This is a genomic window from Kitasatospora sp. NPDC034533 (genome assembly GCF_055575155.1).
Genome location: NZ_JBVITE010000105.1, coordinates 1 through 14,464, shown reverse-complemented (window position 1 = coordinate 14,464; position 14,464 = coordinate 1). Strand labels below are relative to the sequence as shown.

At 73.2% G+C, this 14,464-nt stretch carries 14 protein-coding genes; 12 read left to right on the top strand and 2 right to left on the bottom strand.

Going from position 1 to position 14,464, the window contains the following annotated elements; all coding sequences use genetic code 11:
- Positions 1–122: 122 nt before the first annotated feature.
- Positions 123–1,760, bottom strand: a complete 1,638-nt coding sequence (locus ACZ55U_RS37335) for an APC family permease (RefSeq protein ID WP_465533778.1) — start codon at positions 1,758–1,760, stop codon at positions 123–125.
- 259 nt (positions 1,761–2,019) lie between these two features.
- Here ACZ55U_RS37335 and tmpA point away from each other — a divergent pair, with 259 nt between their 5' ends.
- A complete protein-coding gene (gene tmpA, locus ACZ55U_RS37330; protein WP_465533776.1) occupies positions 2,020–3,627 on the top strand; it encodes a 2-trimethylaminoethylphosphonate dioxygenase in 1,608 nt (535 codons plus the stop codon).
- A gap of 181 nt (positions 3,628–3,808) precedes the next feature.
- On the opposite strand, the gene ACZ55U_RS37325 is transcribed toward tmpA, so the two are convergent.
- Entirely contained in the window at positions 3,809–4,609 is an 801-nt protein-coding gene (locus ACZ55U_RS37325; protein ID WP_465533780.1) for a GntR family transcriptional regulator, read from the bottom strand.
- Positions 4,610–4,947: 338 nt separating this feature from the next.
- Here ACZ55U_RS37325 and ACZ55U_RS37320 point away from each other — a divergent pair, with 338 nt between their 5' ends.
- The 11 genes from ACZ55U_RS37320 (at position 4,948) to ACZ55U_RS37270 (ending at position 14,347) form a co-directional block, all read left to right on the top strand.
- The gene (locus ACZ55U_RS37320; protein ID WP_465533774.1) at positions 4,948–6,117 is read left to right on the top strand and encodes an ABC transporter substrate-binding protein; all 1,170 of its coding nucleotides are present in this window, start codon (positions 4,948–4,950) and stop codon (positions 6,115–6,117) included.
- Between the two features lie 40 nt (positions 6,118–6,157).
- Entirely contained in the window at positions 6,158–7,138 is a 981-nt protein-coding gene (locus tag ACZ55U_RS37315; RefSeq protein WP_465533772.1) for an ABC transporter permease, read from the top strand.
- Complete coding sequence (locus ACZ55U_RS37310; protein ID WP_465533770.1) at positions 7,126–7,971, top strand: ABC transporter permease; 846 nt, start codon at positions 7,126–7,128, stop codon at positions 7,969–7,971. Before ACZ55U_RS37315 ends, ACZ55U_RS37310 begins: the two co-directional genes overlap by 13 nt.
- A gap of 22 nt (positions 7,972–7,993) precedes the next feature.
- The gene (locus ACZ55U_RS37305; protein ID WP_465533768.1) at positions 7,994–9,079 is read left to right on the top strand and encodes an ABC transporter ATP-binding protein; all 1,086 of its coding nucleotides are present in this window, start codon (positions 7,994–7,996) and stop codon (positions 9,077–9,079) included.
- A gap of 49 nt (positions 9,080–9,128) precedes the next feature.
- Positions 9,129–9,839, top strand: coding sequence for an HAD family hydrolase (locus tag ACZ55U_RS37300; RefSeq protein ID WP_465533766.1), 711 nt, complete (start codon positions 9,129–9,131; stop codon positions 9,837–9,839).
- A gap of 1 nt (position 9,840) precedes the next feature.
- A complete protein-coding gene (locus tag ACZ55U_RS37295; RefSeq protein WP_465533764.1) occupies positions 9,841–10,164 on the top strand; it encodes a DMT family transporter in 324 nt (107 codons plus the stop codon).
- A gap of 325 nt (positions 10,165–10,489) precedes the next feature.
- Entirely contained in the window at positions 10,490–10,786 is a 297-nt protein-coding gene (locus tag ACZ55U_RS37290; protein WP_465533762.1) for a hypothetical protein, read from the top strand.
- Positions 10,783–12,111, top strand: a complete 1,329-nt coding sequence (locus tag ACZ55U_RS37285) for a putative T7SS-secreted protein (RefSeq protein WP_465533760.1) — start codon at positions 10,783–10,785, stop codon at positions 12,109–12,111. The genes ACZ55U_RS37290 and ACZ55U_RS37285 overlap by 4 nt, the downstream gene beginning before the upstream one ends.
- Positions 12,101–12,787 carry a hypothetical protein gene (locus ACZ55U_RS37280; protein WP_465533758.1) on the top strand — a complete coding sequence of 229 codons (687 nt, stop codon included), beginning with the start codon at positions 12,101–12,103 and terminating at the stop codon, positions 12,785–12,787. The genes ACZ55U_RS37285 and ACZ55U_RS37280 overlap by 11 nt, the downstream gene beginning before the upstream one ends.
- On the top strand, positions 12,784–13,677 hold the full coding sequence (locus ACZ55U_RS37275) for a hypothetical protein (protein ID WP_465533756.1): 894 nt from the start codon (positions 12,784–12,786) through the stop codon (positions 13,675–13,677). The genes ACZ55U_RS37280 and ACZ55U_RS37275 overlap by 4 nt, the downstream gene beginning before the upstream one ends.
- Positions 13,678–13,717: 40 nt before the next feature.
- A complete protein-coding gene (locus ACZ55U_RS37270; RefSeq protein ID WP_465533754.1) occupies positions 13,718–14,347 on the top strand; it encodes a hypothetical protein in 630 nt (209 codons plus the stop codon).
- Positions 14,348–14,464: the final 117 nt, after the last annotated feature.

Sequence of the window (14,464 nt, the reverse complement as noted above, 5' to 3'; positions counted from 1 at the left end):
CTCATGATCCCTTTCCCCTCCCCCCCCCCCCCCCCCCCCGCCCAACCCTCCCCCCCCCCCCCCCCCCCCCCCCCCCCCCCCCCCCCCCCCCCCCCCCCCCCCGCTCCCGTACGCCGCGCGCCTCAGTGCCCGTTGACGTCCACCACCTCGACGCCCCGGATGTTCCGCTCGATCTCCTCCGCCGGCAGCGCGATCGCCAGCGCCCAGTAGTAGACGACCAGCGAGAACGCCACCACGACGGCGATGTCCCACCACAGCGGCAGGTTCCCCCGCGCCCCCACCCCGAAGCCGCCCTGCCAGGAGATCAGGCCCATCCCGACCAGGTAGACCGGCAGCCACTGCCCGGCCCGGAAGTCCATCCGGGGCGCGTTCGGAACCCCCTTCGAGCGCGCGTACCAGGAGTACCCGCCGAGCAGCAGGTAGCCGATCACGATCGCCAGGCCGAGCCGCCACAGGGTGTCCCAGCCAGACCAGTAGATGACCAGGCTCGCCACCACGAAGGCCAGCGGCGAGACCACCGAGCCGGCGGGCAGGTGGTACGAGCGCTCCATCTCCGGCAGCCGCTTGCGCAGCACCCCGAAGGCCAGCGGGGCGCCCGCGTACATCAGCACCACCGCCGAGGTGATGAAGCCGACCAGCCGCTGCCAGCTCGGGAAGGGCAGGAAGCAGATCACCCCGGCCGCCCAGGCGATCAGCAGGCCGAGCCAGGGCACCGCGCGCCGGTCGGTGGACTGGAGGGCCCGCGGCGCGTAGCCGTTGCGGCTCAGGCCGTAGGTGACCCGGGAGCTGGAGGTGATGTAGACCAGCCCGGTGCCGGCCGGGGAGACCACCGCGTCGATGAACAGCACGGTGGCCAGCCAGCCCAGGCCGATCAGGGTCGCCAGGCCCGCGAAAGGCCCGCTGATCCCGGGGTAGTCCAGCGTGCTCCAGCCCCGGGCGAAGGTCTCCGGCGGCAGCGCGCCGATGAACACCACCTGGAGCATCACGTAGACGACCGTGCCGATCGCCACCGAGCCGAGCACGGCGCGCGGGATGTCCCGGCGCGGGTTGCGGCTCTCCCCGGCCCACTGGATGGCCTGCTCGAAGCCGAGCAGCGCGAAGATCACCCCGCTGCTGCTGATCGCCGCCAGCACGCCCTTGGCGCCGTCCGGCGCGAAGCCGTGCACGTCGAAGTTGGAGGCGTGGAACTCGGTGATGCCGAGCGCGAAGATGGTCAGCACGGGGATGGCGACCTTCCACACGGTGGCCGCGCTGTTGGTGTGGGCGAGCAGCCGCACGCCGAGGAAGTTGACCGCGACGAACACCCCGAGCAGGACGGCCGCGACGACGAACCCCCAGGTGGTCAGCGTCAGGTTCTTGTGCAGCAGGCCGTCCGCCCAGCTCCAGTGCTGGGCGTAGTTGATCATCGCCTGCACCTCGATCGGCGCGATGGTCGCGGCCTGGAGCCAGGTGAACCAGCCGAAGGACATCCCGGCGAACCCGCCGAAGGCGTAGTGCGGGTAGCGCGCCGTGCCGCCCGCCACCGGGAACAGCCCGCCCAGTTCGGCGTGCACCAGCGCCAGCAGGACGATCGCCACCGCTCCGACGCCCCAGGACAGCAGCGCCGACGGGCCGGCCGCCACCGCGGCCTTCTGGGCGCCGAACAGCCAGCCGGAGCCGATGATCGCCCCGACCGAGGCCCAGAGCAGGCCGATCACGCCGACCTCGCGCCGCAGCCCGGCGTGGCCGGAGGCGGGCGGACTGGAGGAGGAACGGGCCATGGCCGATCGCCTCTCGACGCAGGAGGAATTCCTCCGACAGTGCCGCAGCCCCGGCGTCCACCCTCCCCGAAACGCCCCGCGCCCCGCACCCGTCACTCGAACGGCCCGCCGGGCGCGGCCTGCGGCCACCGTTCCCGCAGCGTTCACCCGCCCGGCACCCGGAACTCACCGGAGGCAGGCAGGCTCCCGACCAGAGCCTGAAGTTGGCTATACAACTTCAGGTGACACGACAGCCGTAGTGCCGCCGAGGAGAAGACCGATGACCGAGCTGCCGCCGTACTGGCTGCGCGACAACTGCCCGTGCGCCGAGTGCCGGGACCCGCGCAACGGGCAGAAGCTGTTCCAGATCGCCGACCTGCCCGAAGGCCTGGCGGTCACCCGAAGCACCGAGGCCGACGGGCACCTGGAGGTGCTCTGGTCGGACGGCCACCGCTCCCGCTACCCACTGGAGTGGCTCGACGGGACGGACGGGGGCGACGGGGGCGACGGACGCACCGAGCGGGACAAGCGGCTGTGGACGGCGGCGGACTTCGCCGACGGCATCCCGCGGGAGCCCTGGGAGGCCTACCTCGCCGACCCGGCCCGGCGGGCCGCGGTGCTGTCCGCCGTACGGCGCGACGGCTTCGCCGTGCTGCGCGGCGTGCCGGCCGAGGAGGGGCAGGTGCTGCGGGTGGCGGAGAGCTTCGGCCACGTCCGGGTCACCAACTACGGCGAGCTGTTCGACGTCCGGGTGGAGCCGTCCCCCAACAACCTCGCCTTCACCAGCGCCGCCATCACCCCGCACACCGACAACCCGTACCGGGACCCGGTGCCGACCCTCCAGCTGCTGCACTGCCTGGAGAACTCCGCGACCGGCGGCGACTCCGCCCTGGTGGACGGGTTCCGGGCGGCGGCGGCCCTCCGGGAGGAGGCGCCGGCCGATTTCGACGTCCTCACCCGCACCCCCGTCCCGTTCGTCTTCCGCGACCGCGGCACCGAACTGCGCGCCGACCGCCCGCTGATCGACGTGGACCCGCTCGGCCGGATCCGCGAGGTGCGCTTCAACAACCGCTCGATCGGCACCCTGCGCCGCGACGACCCGAGCGAGCTGGAAGCCTTCTACACCGCCTACCGCCGCTTCGCCGCGATCACCCTGCGCCCCGGACTCCAGCTCGCCTTCCGGCTCGGCCCCGGGGACTGCCTCGTCTTCGACAACACCCGCCTGCTGCACGCCCGGACGGCCTTCCGGCAGGACGGCCACCGGCACCTCCAGGGCTGCTACGCCGACCTCGACGGCCTGCACAGCACCCTCGCCGTCCTGCACCGCCGCGCCGCCGCCCTGGACGAGATCGCCGCCCTGTTCGCAGGCGAGGGCGCCGGGGAGTACCTGGGCGAGGAGGTCACCATGGCCGAGCACATGCTCCAGGCCGCCGCTGCCGCCGAGGCCGCCGGAGCGCCGGAGCACCTGGTCGCCGCCGCGTTGCTGCACGACATCGGCCACTTCTTCGACGAGCGCGGCCAGGGCACCTCGCACGGACACGACCTGATGGAGGGTCAGGACAACCGGCACAGCGACACCGGGGCCGACTGGCTGGCCCGCTGGTTCGGCCCTGAGGTCACCGAGCCGGTCCGGCTGCACGTGGCCGCCAAGCGCTACCTGTGCGCCGTCGAGCCCGGGTACCGGGAGCGCCTGTCCGCGGCCTCCGAGTACACCCTGAGCGTCCAGGGCGGCCCGATGGACGAGCGCCGGGCCGCCGCCTTCGCCGAACTCCCGGGCGCCCGGGACGCGGTGGCGGTGCGGCGCTGGGACGAGCAGGCGAAGGTGGCCGGCGCCCCGACCCCGGGCTTCGAGCACTACCGCCCGCTGCTCGCCGCGCTGATGCGGTGAAGCGCCGCTGCGGTGAAGCGCCGCCACGATGAAGCTCCCGGGAGCGAGCGCCGCTGCGGTGAAGCGCTCCCGGGGGCGAGCGCCGCTACGGCGACGCGCTGCCGGGTCGAGCACCGCCACGATGAAGCCCCGCCACGATGAAGCCCGCGGCGACGGCCCGGCAGGCACGGCCCCGGCAGGCTCAGTCCAGCTCCCGCGCGTGCCGCGAAAGCGCCGAGGTGGCCAGGGAGTTGTGCACGCTGAACGCCACCGTCCCGGGCAGGTAGCGGTCCTGGGACCACTCCACCGGCGTGCCCGTCGGGTCGGTCGTGCGCCGCCGCTCGCGCAGCAGCGGACCGCCCCGACGGCAGCCGAGCAGCCGGGCGTCCTCGGCGTTGGCCACGACGACGTCGATGGTGTGGTCGGCGTCGGTGAACAGGATGCCGTGCTCGCGCAGCACTTCGGTGTGCGAGACCACGTCCGGCGGCAGTTCGGCGACGATCTCGCCGACCCGCGGCGGGTAGACGGTGCGCTCGACCATCACCGGCGTGCCGGACAGCGTCCGCAGCCGGACGATGACGTACACCTCGGTGCCCGGCTCCAGGCGCAGTTGCTCGCGCTCGGCGGCGTCGGCCGGGCGGCGCACCAGCGAGTCCAGGATGCCGCCGGGCTCCTCGCCCATCGAGTACGCCCAGTGCGTGAAGCTGAGCAGCTCGGAGAAGCTCTGCACCCGGGCGCCGCCCAGCACCACCCGGCGGGTGCCGCGGCGGGAGGTGACCAGCCCGTCGGAGCGCAGCACCGCGAGGGCCTGGCGCACGGTGCCGCGGGAGACGCCGTACTGCTCGGCCAGCGCGCCCTCCGCGGGCAGCCGGCCGGCCTCGCCGTACGCGCCGGTGGTGATGGCCTCCCGCAGGTCGGCGGCCACCTTGCGGTACAGGGCGCCGGAAGCACGTTCGGCGGGGCGCCGCTGCTCGGCCACGGGGCGCTCGGGCTCAAGTGCCACGTCAGTCAAGTTCCCTCCTGGGGCGGTGTCCTGCGCAGCCGTACCGGCGCGGACAGCCCGACCTTATCCCGCTGCGCCTTCGAAGCATCGCACCGAACGGATCGCGCTCCGATGGCCGGATTCCACCGTTCCCGCACCCGACCCCGGTTCTGGGCCGTCCGTTCACCTTCCCGTCACCGGGCTCCGGCGTACTTACTGCTGTCAGCGAAGTTGGCTAGTCAACTCGGACGACGTCGAACGGCCGCTCACCCGGTCGCCCGCCGCCCTTCGCGAGACGCAAGCCCGCGGACCCCCCGCGAACGCCCCTCGCAGTACGTTCCTCAACAGGAGACCTCCCCGTGACCGTGCACCGCGCCCGCGCCGCAGCCTTCGCGGCCGTCCTGACCGCCGCCGCGCTCTCCCTCACCGCCTGCGGCTCCGCCGGGTCGAGCGCCAAGTCCGGCGACACCGCCAAGGGCGGCGCCAAGGACGCCAAGACGGCCACCTCCGTCGCCGACTTCGGCGGGATGGACGGCCTGGTCGCCGCCGCCAAGAAGGAGGGCAAGCTGCACGTCATCACGCTGCCCCGGGACTGGGCGAACTACGGCAAGATCATCGACGGCTTCAAGGCCAAGTACGGCATCGAGGTCGAGGAGGAGAACCCGGACGGCTCCAGCCAGGACGAGATCAACGCGATCAACTCCCGCAAGGGCCAGGACCGCGCCCCCGACGTGGTCGACCTGGGCAGCGCCTTCGCCCTCCAGGCGGTCAAGGACGGCATCCTCGCCCCCTACAAGGTGAGCACCTTCGACAAGGTGCCGGACACCATGAAGGACGCCAACGGCGCCGCCGTCAACGACTACGGCGGCTACGTCTCGATCGGCTGCGACGCCAAGAAGATCGCCAACTGCCCGCAGACCTTCGCCGACCTGCTCAAGCCGGAGTACAAGGGCCAGGTCGCCCTCAACGGCAACCCGACCAAGTCCGGCTCCGCGTTCGGCGGCGTCTACGCGGCCGCGCTCGCCAACGGCGGCTCGCTGGACAACATCCAGCCCGGCATCGACTTCTTCGGCAAGCTCAAGGCGTCCGGCAACTTCAACCCGGTCGAGTCGACCCCGGCCACCGTCGAGAAGGGCGAGACCCCGATCTCGATCGACTGGTCCTACCTGAACGCCGGCTACACCGACGAGTTCAAGGACAAGGGCGTCGACTGGAAGGTCTCCATCCCGGCCGACGGTTCCTACGCCCAGTTCTACAACCAGGCCATCAACAAGTGGGCCCCGCACCCGGCGGCCGCCCGGCTGTGGCAGGAGTACCTGTTCAGCGCCGAGGGCCAGAACCTCTTCCTCGGCGGCTACGCCACCCCGTCCACCTTCGAGGCCCTGAAGAAGGACGGCACCCTGGACACCGCCGCGGCCGCCAAGCTGCCGGCCGTCGAGAAGCCGTTCACCACCTTCCCGACCGTGGACCAGATCAACGCGGCCAAGAAGGTCGTCACCGAGAACTGGACCAAGGCCGTCTCGGGCTGACGCCCCACCACCCACCGCTACGGGCTGAGAAAAGGCACTCATGACCACGGCTCCCACCCCGGTGCCGACCACCCCCGCCGCCACCTCCCCCGGTGGCGGCGCGGGGGCGTCCGCCACCGCCACGACCACCTCCTCCGCCGCCACCGCCCCCGCCCCGCGACGACGGCCGCGCGCCCGCGCCGGCGGCGCGTCCTGGCTGGCCGCGGTCCCCCTGCTGCTGTTCTTCCTGGTCGGCTTCGGTCTTCCCAGCGTCGCCATCGTGATCGGCGCGTTCACCACGTCGAGCGACGCCGAGAGCGGCGCCGGGCAGTTCACCTTCGACAACCTGACGGCCTCCCTCCAGGGCGGCTACCGGACGGCGATGCTGAGCAGCCTCAAGCTGTCCGCGCTGACCGCGCTGCTCGCCACCGCGCTGGGCCTGCCGCTCGCCCAGGCGATCGTCACCTCCCGGCACGGCTGGCTGCGCCAGGCGGTGCTCACCGCCTCCGGCGTCCTCGCCAACTTCGGCGGCCTGCCGCTCGCCTTCGCGTTCGTCGCCACCCTCGGCAACGCCGGCGAGGTCACCAAGCTGCTGCACCTCACCGACCACGGCTGGTCGCTGTACTCGTTCACCGGCCTGACGGTCGTCTACCTGTACTTCCTCGTGCCGCTGATGGTGCTCACCATCACCCCGGCCCTGGACGGGCTGCGCACCCAGTGGCGCGAGGCGGCCCAGAACAACCGCGCCACCACCGTCCAGTACTGGCTGCACGTCGCCCTGCCGATCCTGCTGCCCTCGCTGCTCGGCGGCTTCGTGCTGCTCTTCGGCAGCGCCTTCGCCGCCTACGCGACGGCCGCCGCCATGGTCGGCGCGACCGTCCCGCTGGTCAGCCGCTCGATCGCGGACGCGCTCTCCGGCAACGTGCTGGTCGGCCAGGGCAATCTCGCCCTCGCCCTCAGCCTCAACATGATCGTCGTGGCCGTCCTGGTGATGGCCGTGTACCTCCCCCTCCAGCGCCGGAGCACCCGATGGCTCAGCTGACCACCCCCGCCCGTCCGGCCCGACGCAACGTCCGCTGGTGGCGCGGCGCCGTCCTGCTGGTCGCCGGCGTCTACTTCGTCGTCCCGCTCGCGGCCTCCTTCTGGTTCTCGATCGACGACCCCCAGGGCATCTCCTTCGCGGCCTACACCGGGCTGCTCTCCGCCCCAGGCTTCCTGGACAGCCTCTGGCTGACCCTCGGCCTCGCCGTCGTCACCGTCGTGGTGCTGCTGCTCCTGCTGGTCCCGGCGCTGATCTCGGTCCGGCTCGGCTCGCCGAAGCTGCGCCCGGTGATCGACGTGCTCTGCACCCTGCCGCTGGTCGTCCCGCCGGTCGCCCTGACCGCCGGCCTGATCGGCGTGCTCCGCTGGGGCCCGGACTACCTGATGGACACCCCGCTCTTCCAGACCTTCGTGTTCGTCCAGGACCCCGACTTCCCGCTGGTGCTGGTCATCGCCTACGTGCTGATGGCCCTGCCGCTCGCCTACCGCGCCCTGGACGCCGGCCTGCGGTCGATGGACGTGCGCACCCTGGTCGAGGCCGCCCGCAACTGCGGCGCGAGCTGGCCGCGCGCGGTGTTCACCGTCGTCCTGCCGAACCTGCGCGGGGCCCTGCTGAACGCCTCCTTCCTCACCCTGGCCCTGGTGCTCGGCGAGTTCACCACCGCCTCGATCCTCGGCTTCCAGCCCTTCCCGGTCTGGATCTACTCGGTCGGCAACAGCCAGGCCCACATGTCGGTCGCGGTCTCCATCCTGAGCCTCCTGCTCACCTGGCTGCTGCTGCTCCTGCTGGCCACCGCCGGGCGCGAGCGCCACGCCAAGACCGCCACCTCCTGAACCCCACCCGGAGTCACCCATCATGACCACGGCCACCGCCACCGCCACCGGCGCCCCGCTCTCCCCCGGCAGCGCCACCGTCGAATTCCGCTCCCTGCGCCGGGCGTTCGGCGCCACCACCGCCCTCGACGGCCTGGACCTGGCCGTCCGGCCAGGCGAACTGCTCGCCCTGCTCGGCCCGTCCGGCTGCGGCAAGACCACCGCGCTGCGCATCCTGGCCGGCTTCGAGCAGCACGACTCCGGCGAGGTGCTGGTCGACGGCCAGGACATCACCGCGATCCCCGCGCACAAGCGCGACGCCGGCATGGTGTTCCAGTCGTACAGCCTCTTCCCGCACCTGACCGCGCTGGACAACGTCGCCTTCGGCATGCGGATGCGCGGCACCGGGAAGGCCGAACGCCGTTCGCGCGCCCAGGAGTTGCTGGATCTGGTCGGCCTGCCGCACCGCGCCGGCCACTACCCGCACCAGATGTCCGGCGGCCAGCAGCAGCGCATCGCGCTCGCCCGCGCGCTCGCCCTCCAGCCGCGCGTGCTGCTGCTGGACGAGCCGCTGTCCGCACTGGACGCCAAGGTCCGCCTCCAGCTGCGCGAGGAGATCCGCCGCCTCCAGCGGGAGCTGGGCATCACCACCCTGTTCGTCACCCACGACCAGGAGGAGGCGCTGTCGATGGCCGACCGGGTCGCGGTGCTGCGCGCCGGCCGGCTGGAGCAGTGCGCCACCCCGTCCGAGCTGTACGGCCGGCCGGCCACCGCGTTCGTCGCCGAGTTCGTCGGCACCATGAGCCGCATCCCGTGCACCCGGACTTCCGACGGGGTCGAGGTGCTCGGCCGCCGGCACGCGGTGGATGGCGACCTCCCGGCCGACGGCGAGCTCCAGGTGCTGGTCCGTCCGGAGAACGTCGCCCTGACCCCGGACGAGGACGGCCCGGCCCTGGTGGTCACCGCCTCCTTCCTGGGCGCCGTCACCCGGCTCACCGTCCGCCTGGACGACGGCACCGAGGTCAAGGCCGACCTGCCCACCGAGGCCGCCACCGCGCTGCCGGCCGGCGCGCGGGCCGCGCTCGCCCTGCCGGAGCGTCCGGTACTGGTGGACCGCCGCGCCGCCTGAGAGCCTCGTACCTCCCCGCTCCACCCGAAGAACCACCGAAGGTACCGCCATGCCTGACACCGCCATGTCCGCGTCCACCCCGGGATCCTCCGCGTTCCCCGCCGCCGTCCTCTTCGACATGGACGGCACCCTGGTCGACACCGAGCAGCTCTGGTGGCAGGCCGCCGCCGAACTCGCCGAGGAGCTCCGCCACCCGCTCACCGACCGGGACGCCCCCGAGGTGCTCGGCCAGGCCGTCGAGCACACCGCCGCCCACCTGCACCGGGTCAGCGGCACCGACCTCGACGAGGCCGAACTCGCCGCCCGGCTGAACGAGTCCTTCGCCGGCAAGGTCGCCGCCGAGACGGTGCCGCGCCCCGGCGCGCTGGCCCTGCTGGCCTCGCTGCGCGAGGCCGGGGTGCCCACCGCGCTGGTCTCCGCCTCCCCCCGCCGGGTGGTCGACCTGGTGCTGTCCGCGATCGGCCGGGACTGGTTCGCCGTCACCCTGGCCGCCGAGGACACCGCGCGCACCAAGCCCGCGCCGGACCCGTACCTCGCCGCCGCCGAGCACCTGGGCCTGGACCCGGCCCTCTGCCTCGCCGTCGAGGACACCCCGACCGGGGTCGCCTCCGCCACCGCGGCCGGCTGCGCCGTGCTCGCCGTGCCGTCCACCGCGACGCCGATGCCGCGGGGCGAGCGGATCACGCTGCTCGCCAGCCTGGAACTGGCCGACCCCGCCCTGCTCGGGAAGCTCGCCGGCGCCGGCGCGGTTCGACCCTGACATGCCCTATCTCCTGCTCGCCCTCGCCATCGTCAGCGAGGTCTGCGCCACCAGCTGCCTCAAGCTCACCGAGGGGTTCACCCGGCTCTGGCCGAGCGTCGCCGTCGCCATCGGCTACGTGCTCTCCTTCCTGCTGCTCGGCCGCGCGCTCAAGCACATACCGGTCTCGGTCGCCTACGCGGTCTGGTCCGGGGCCGGCACGGCGGCGGTCGCCGGGATCGGCGCGGTCGCCTTCGGCGAGTCGCTCGGACGCCTCCAGTGGCTGGGGATCGCGCTGGTGATCGTCGGGGTGGTCGTGCTCAACCTCAAAGGCGGCCATTCCTGACGCGCGGTACGGCGGCGCCGGCGCCGTCCTCGCCGGGTGGACCGCCGACGGCCACCTCGACCACGGCCCGGGGCCCGCCTCCGTCGCTGAACGGTTCGTCACGGCCGTGGCACGGCTCGTCACCCCGAAGGGGCGCGGACCGCGGCGGCACCGAGGCCCGCCCGTACGGGTGCACCTCGACACCGGGCCCGCCGGCGTCAAGAAGGCGTCGACGGCCCGTAAAGGTCCCGTGACGAGCGCCCTCCTGCCCCCGCTCCGGCGATCACCGCCGCGCCGACGGGGCTATGCTCGCCCGGTCCGACAATCGACGCATCGGGGGGCGAAAGTGGCCGACTTCAAAGTCAGTACCGAATTCCTCGCCAAGTTGGCGCAGGACCTCAAGGGCTGTGGCGACGAGCTGGAGCAGGGCCTCAAGGCCTTCGAGGCGGCCGGCCACACCGGCACCGGCTACGACTTCCTGGACGAGGCCTGCGGGCACTTCAGGGACAAGTGGCAGTTCGGCCTGAAGAAGGTCCGCGAGTGCGTCAAGGCCCTGGACGAGGGCCTGGAGCAGGTGCAGAAGAACTACGACGGCACCGAGCAGAGCATCGTCAAGGTCCTCGCCCCGGCGGGGCAGTCGTGAGCACCCCCGCGCCGACGGCGCCCGACTGGTCCGGTCTCGGCTTCAACCCCACCCCCGGCGACTCCGGCGCCGTCACCGCGCTCAGCAACGGCCTGCGCCGGGTGGGGCAGCACCTGAGCAGCGTGCACACCACGCTCGCCCAGATCTCCGCCAACGAGGGCGAGTGGACGGGCGAGGCGGCCAAGAAGTTCTCCGAGCAGTTCGGCAAGCTGCCCGGCTACCTCCAGGACGCCTCCGAGTCGATCACCGCCGCCTACACGGCACTCGACGTCTGGTACAAGGCGCTGACCGAGCACCAGCCCAAGGCCGCCGAACTGGCCGCCTCCGCGGTCGCCGCCAAGAAGAAGAAGGACGAGGCCGACCGGGCGCACGGCGCCGCCGCCGCCAACCCCGACCTCCAGCTGGCCGGCCGCTACTTCCCCGACGACGCCGGCCTCGCCGCCGCCGAGAAGCGCTACACGGCCGCGAAGAGCCATCTGGACTCGGCCGCCGCGCTGCTCAACAGCGCCACGACCGAGCTGGAGGGCCTCCGGAAGCAGGCCCACGAACTCGCCGGCACCCACCAGTCGGACGCCAGGAAGACGGCCGAGGCCATCCGCAAGGCCGCCGACAGCAAGGCCCCGCCGGAGCCGGGCATGCTCAGCAAGATCGGCGACTGGTTCAAGAACCACGGCGCCGACCTGCTGACGGTGGCGGCCGGCATCTGCGGCGTCGCGGCGATCTTCTTCCCCGCGTTCGCGCTGCCGGCGATCCTCTTCAGCGCCTCCGCCGCGATCGCGCACGGGGCCCAGTACGCCGCCAAGGGCCAGCTGTGGCCGCCACAGAACAACATCGGCAACTGGCTGACCCTCGGCGGCGACGTCCTCGGCGCGATCCCCGGGGTGGGCGTCGCGGCCAAGGGCGTGACCGCCGCCCGGGAGGCGATCGCCGCCGGTGAGGGCGCGCGCGGCGTGCTCGCCGCCGGGGCCACCGAGGTCCGGACCGTCGCCCGGGGGATCGACCCGTCCAACCCCCTCTTCACCAAGGGGATCGAGAAGCCCGCCATGTACTTCGGCGTCTCCAAGTCCGCGGCGATGGACATCTCCGACGGCGTCCAGGCCGCCACCACCGCCGGGCTCAACGTCCCGACCGCGTACGCGCTCACCCAGGACAACCCGAGCGACAACCTCACCGGCGCGGTCAACTACACCACCGGCGGCAACAACGTCATCGGCTCGGCGGGCATGATCGCCGGTGGCGGCAAGGCCAACGTCATCGTCGGCAGCGTGTCCACCGTCGGCAACCTGCTCGGCATGGGCGGATGGATGGCCGGCTATGGCCGCTGACACCATCGGGGCCGCCGCCCCGCCGCTCTGGCTCGACCTCCCGGCGGGCTTCACCGCCCTCGACCTGGACGAGGACCTCGGCGACCGGATGGCGCGGGCGGCCGAACAGCTCGACGCGCTCTTCCCCGGCGCCGGGGCCGAACAGAAGCTCGCCGCCGTGATCGCCTCCGAGACCGCGCTCCAGGCCCAGCTGCGCGAGGGAGCCGTCCACCTGTCCAGTTGCCTGGTCCGGGCCGAGGACGGCGAGCCGATCCACGGCATGTTCGCCGTGTTCCTCCGCCCTCAGGACCTCGGCGACCCGGGCAGCTACCCCGGCCGGGTCGCCGCGGAACTGGCCGAGGCCTGGCCGGACGCCGACGTGGGCGTGGTGGACCTGCCGCTCGGCCGCGGCGCCCTGGCCGCCCGCGAACTGACCGTCACGACGCCCGGCGCGGTCTGGGGCACGTCCGAGCCGACGGTCAGCACGGTGCGCCAGCTGGAGCTGCTGATCCCGCACCCGTGGAGCCCGTACGTGGTCGCCGCCGTCTTCACCACCGAGGACATCGACCACTGGGACGAGTGGCTGCCCCTGATCGCCACCGCCTACCGGGGCATCTCCTTCCACCCGCCCCGGGACGAGAGCCGCGACGCGCTGCCACCCGAGCAGTGGGACAACATCCGGAAGGCGTTCGGGTGACCATCGCCGACTCCGCCCAGCCGAGGACGGAGCCCCGCCGGGGCTCCGTCCCGCTGACGACCGCCCTCGCGCTCGCCGCCCCGCTCTCGGTCGCCGCTCTCACCACCGCCTACGGCTCGTACGGCTGGCCCGCCGGCCTGGGCGTCGTGGTGGCCGCCACCGCCGTCCTGTCAGCGGGCCTCGGCCGTCTGGCCGGCACCTGGCGCGGCTGCCTCGCGGTCGTGATCGTCCCGTTCCTGCTGATCGTCGCAGCGGCGGCGACCAAGAACGTCCGCGACGACCTGGTGCTGGACTCCGGCTCCACGGTGACCGCCCACGTCGTCGACAAGGAACGCACCGGCGGGACCCGCGGCCAGTCCTGGGACTACGCCCTGGCGGCACCCGACGGCACCCTCGTCCCGGGAGGCCGTCTCAACCAGCGCGACCAGGGCCTCCGGATCGGCGACGAGGTCACCGTCCGCTACGACCCCGACGGCACCGCCCGGCCCAGGCGCCCCGACCAGATCGACCGGGGTGGCGACCTCTTCTGGGCCGGCACCGTCCTGCTCGGCGCAGCCCTCGCGGTGGTCGCCGTCGGCGTCTCCGCCCGGCCCACCAGCCCGCTGCGCGACCGTCTCGCCGCCCTCGCCGAGGCCACTCGCAGCCGTGCCACCGGACTCGGCGCCGCCCGCACCGCCCTCGCCTGGGGCGTCCTGTCCACCGCCTGGCTCGCCCTCTACCTGCTAGCCCGGCACACCGTCGGCGGCCCGCTCACCTCCGCGCTCGTCCTGCTCCACCTCCTCGCCCTCCTCACCTGCGGCTGTCCCCTCCTCGAGAAGCCCACGGCCAGGCCCGGTGCCGCCCTGCTCGCCACCGGCACCGGCTTCCTCGTGCTGGCGCTGTTCCTCTGACGGGTGGTCAGGCGAGGCCGACGACCCGAAAGGTGTTCGGATGACCATCACCCAACCGGACCAGGGCACGCGCAGCGGGCCCCGCCGGCTCGGCGGGGCCCTCGCCCTGATCGCCGCCACCACCGCCGTACTGATCGGCGTCATCGCGCTGGACGTCTACGTCAACGGCTTCCTCGCCGGTGTGGTGGGGCTCGCCTACCCCCTGATCGTGCTGTTCGCGTTCGCCGTGCGCCGTGACGAGGACAGCAACCCGCGGTTCCGGAAGAACGCGGTCGCCTGGGGGCTGGGCATCTCCGTCGCCGGATTCGTCGCGCACCTCGCGGGCACCGACGCCTGGGCGAACCTGGTCCTGGGCTCGGGGCGCACCGTGCGGGCCGTGGTCGTCGACGAGGAGGTCGCCAACCCGCTCCACGGCACCGGGCGGGCGTACACCCTGGCCTGGCCGGAGTCCCGCGACAGGGTGCCGGGCGGTCCCCTCAAGCAGGACTCCCGTCCGCTCAGGCCCGGCGACACGGTCACCGTCCGGATGGACCCGGCCGGCCGGGTCGCCCCCAAGCTGCCCGGGGAGGCCGCCTCCCCCGCGAGCCTGCTGCTGTTCCTCGGCTGCAACGTCCTGGTCGACGGCGTCGTGCTCTGGTCCGGGTACCGGCCGAAGGCGTCGACCGCCTGAGCCGCGTCGGGGGGGGACCGCGCGGTGCCCGCCCCCCCCCACGCCCCCCCCCCCCCGTTCCCCGTCCAACCCACAAAACAGGGAAGTTTGGGAGCTAACCAAACAAATGGGTGGGGA

Excerpts from the sequence above, each read along its gene's own strand:
- ACZ55U_RS37335 (WP_465533778.1), bottom strand. The coding sequence starts at position 1,760 with ATGGCCCGTTCCTCCTCCAGTCCGCCCGCCTCCGGCCACGCCGGGCTG.
- tmpA (WP_465533776.1), top strand. The coding sequence starts at position 2,020 with ATGACCGAGCTGCCGCCGTACTGGCTGCGCGACAACTGCCCGTGCGCC.
- ACZ55U_RS37315 (WP_465533772.1), top strand. The coding sequence starts at position 6,158 with ATGACCACGGCTCCCACCCCGGTGCCGACCACCCCCGCCGCCACCTCC.
- ACZ55U_RS37310 (WP_465533770.1), top strand. The coding sequence starts at position 7,126 with ATGGCTCAGCTGACCACCCCCGCCCGTCCGGCCCGACGCAACGTCCGC.
- ACZ55U_RS37305 (WP_465533768.1), top strand. The coding sequence starts at position 7,994 with ATGACCACGGCCACCGCCACCGCCACCGGCGCCCCGCTCTCCCCCGGC.
- ACZ55U_RS37300 (WP_465533766.1), top strand. The coding sequence starts at position 9,129 with ATGCCTGACACCGCCATGTCCGCGTCCACCCCGGGATCCTCCGCGTTC.
- ACZ55U_RS37295 (WP_465533764.1), top strand. The coding sequence starts at position 9,841 with ATGCCCTATCTCCTGCTCGCCCTCGCCATCGTCAGCGAGGTCTGCGCC.
- ACZ55U_RS37280 (WP_465533758.1), top strand. The coding sequence starts at position 12,101 with ATGGCCGCTGACACCATCGGGGCCGCCGCCCCGCCGCTCTGGCTCGAC.
- ACZ55U_RS37270 (WP_465533754.1), top strand. The coding sequence starts at position 13,718 with ATGACCATCACCCAACCGGACCAGGGCACGCGCAGCGGGCCCCGCCGG.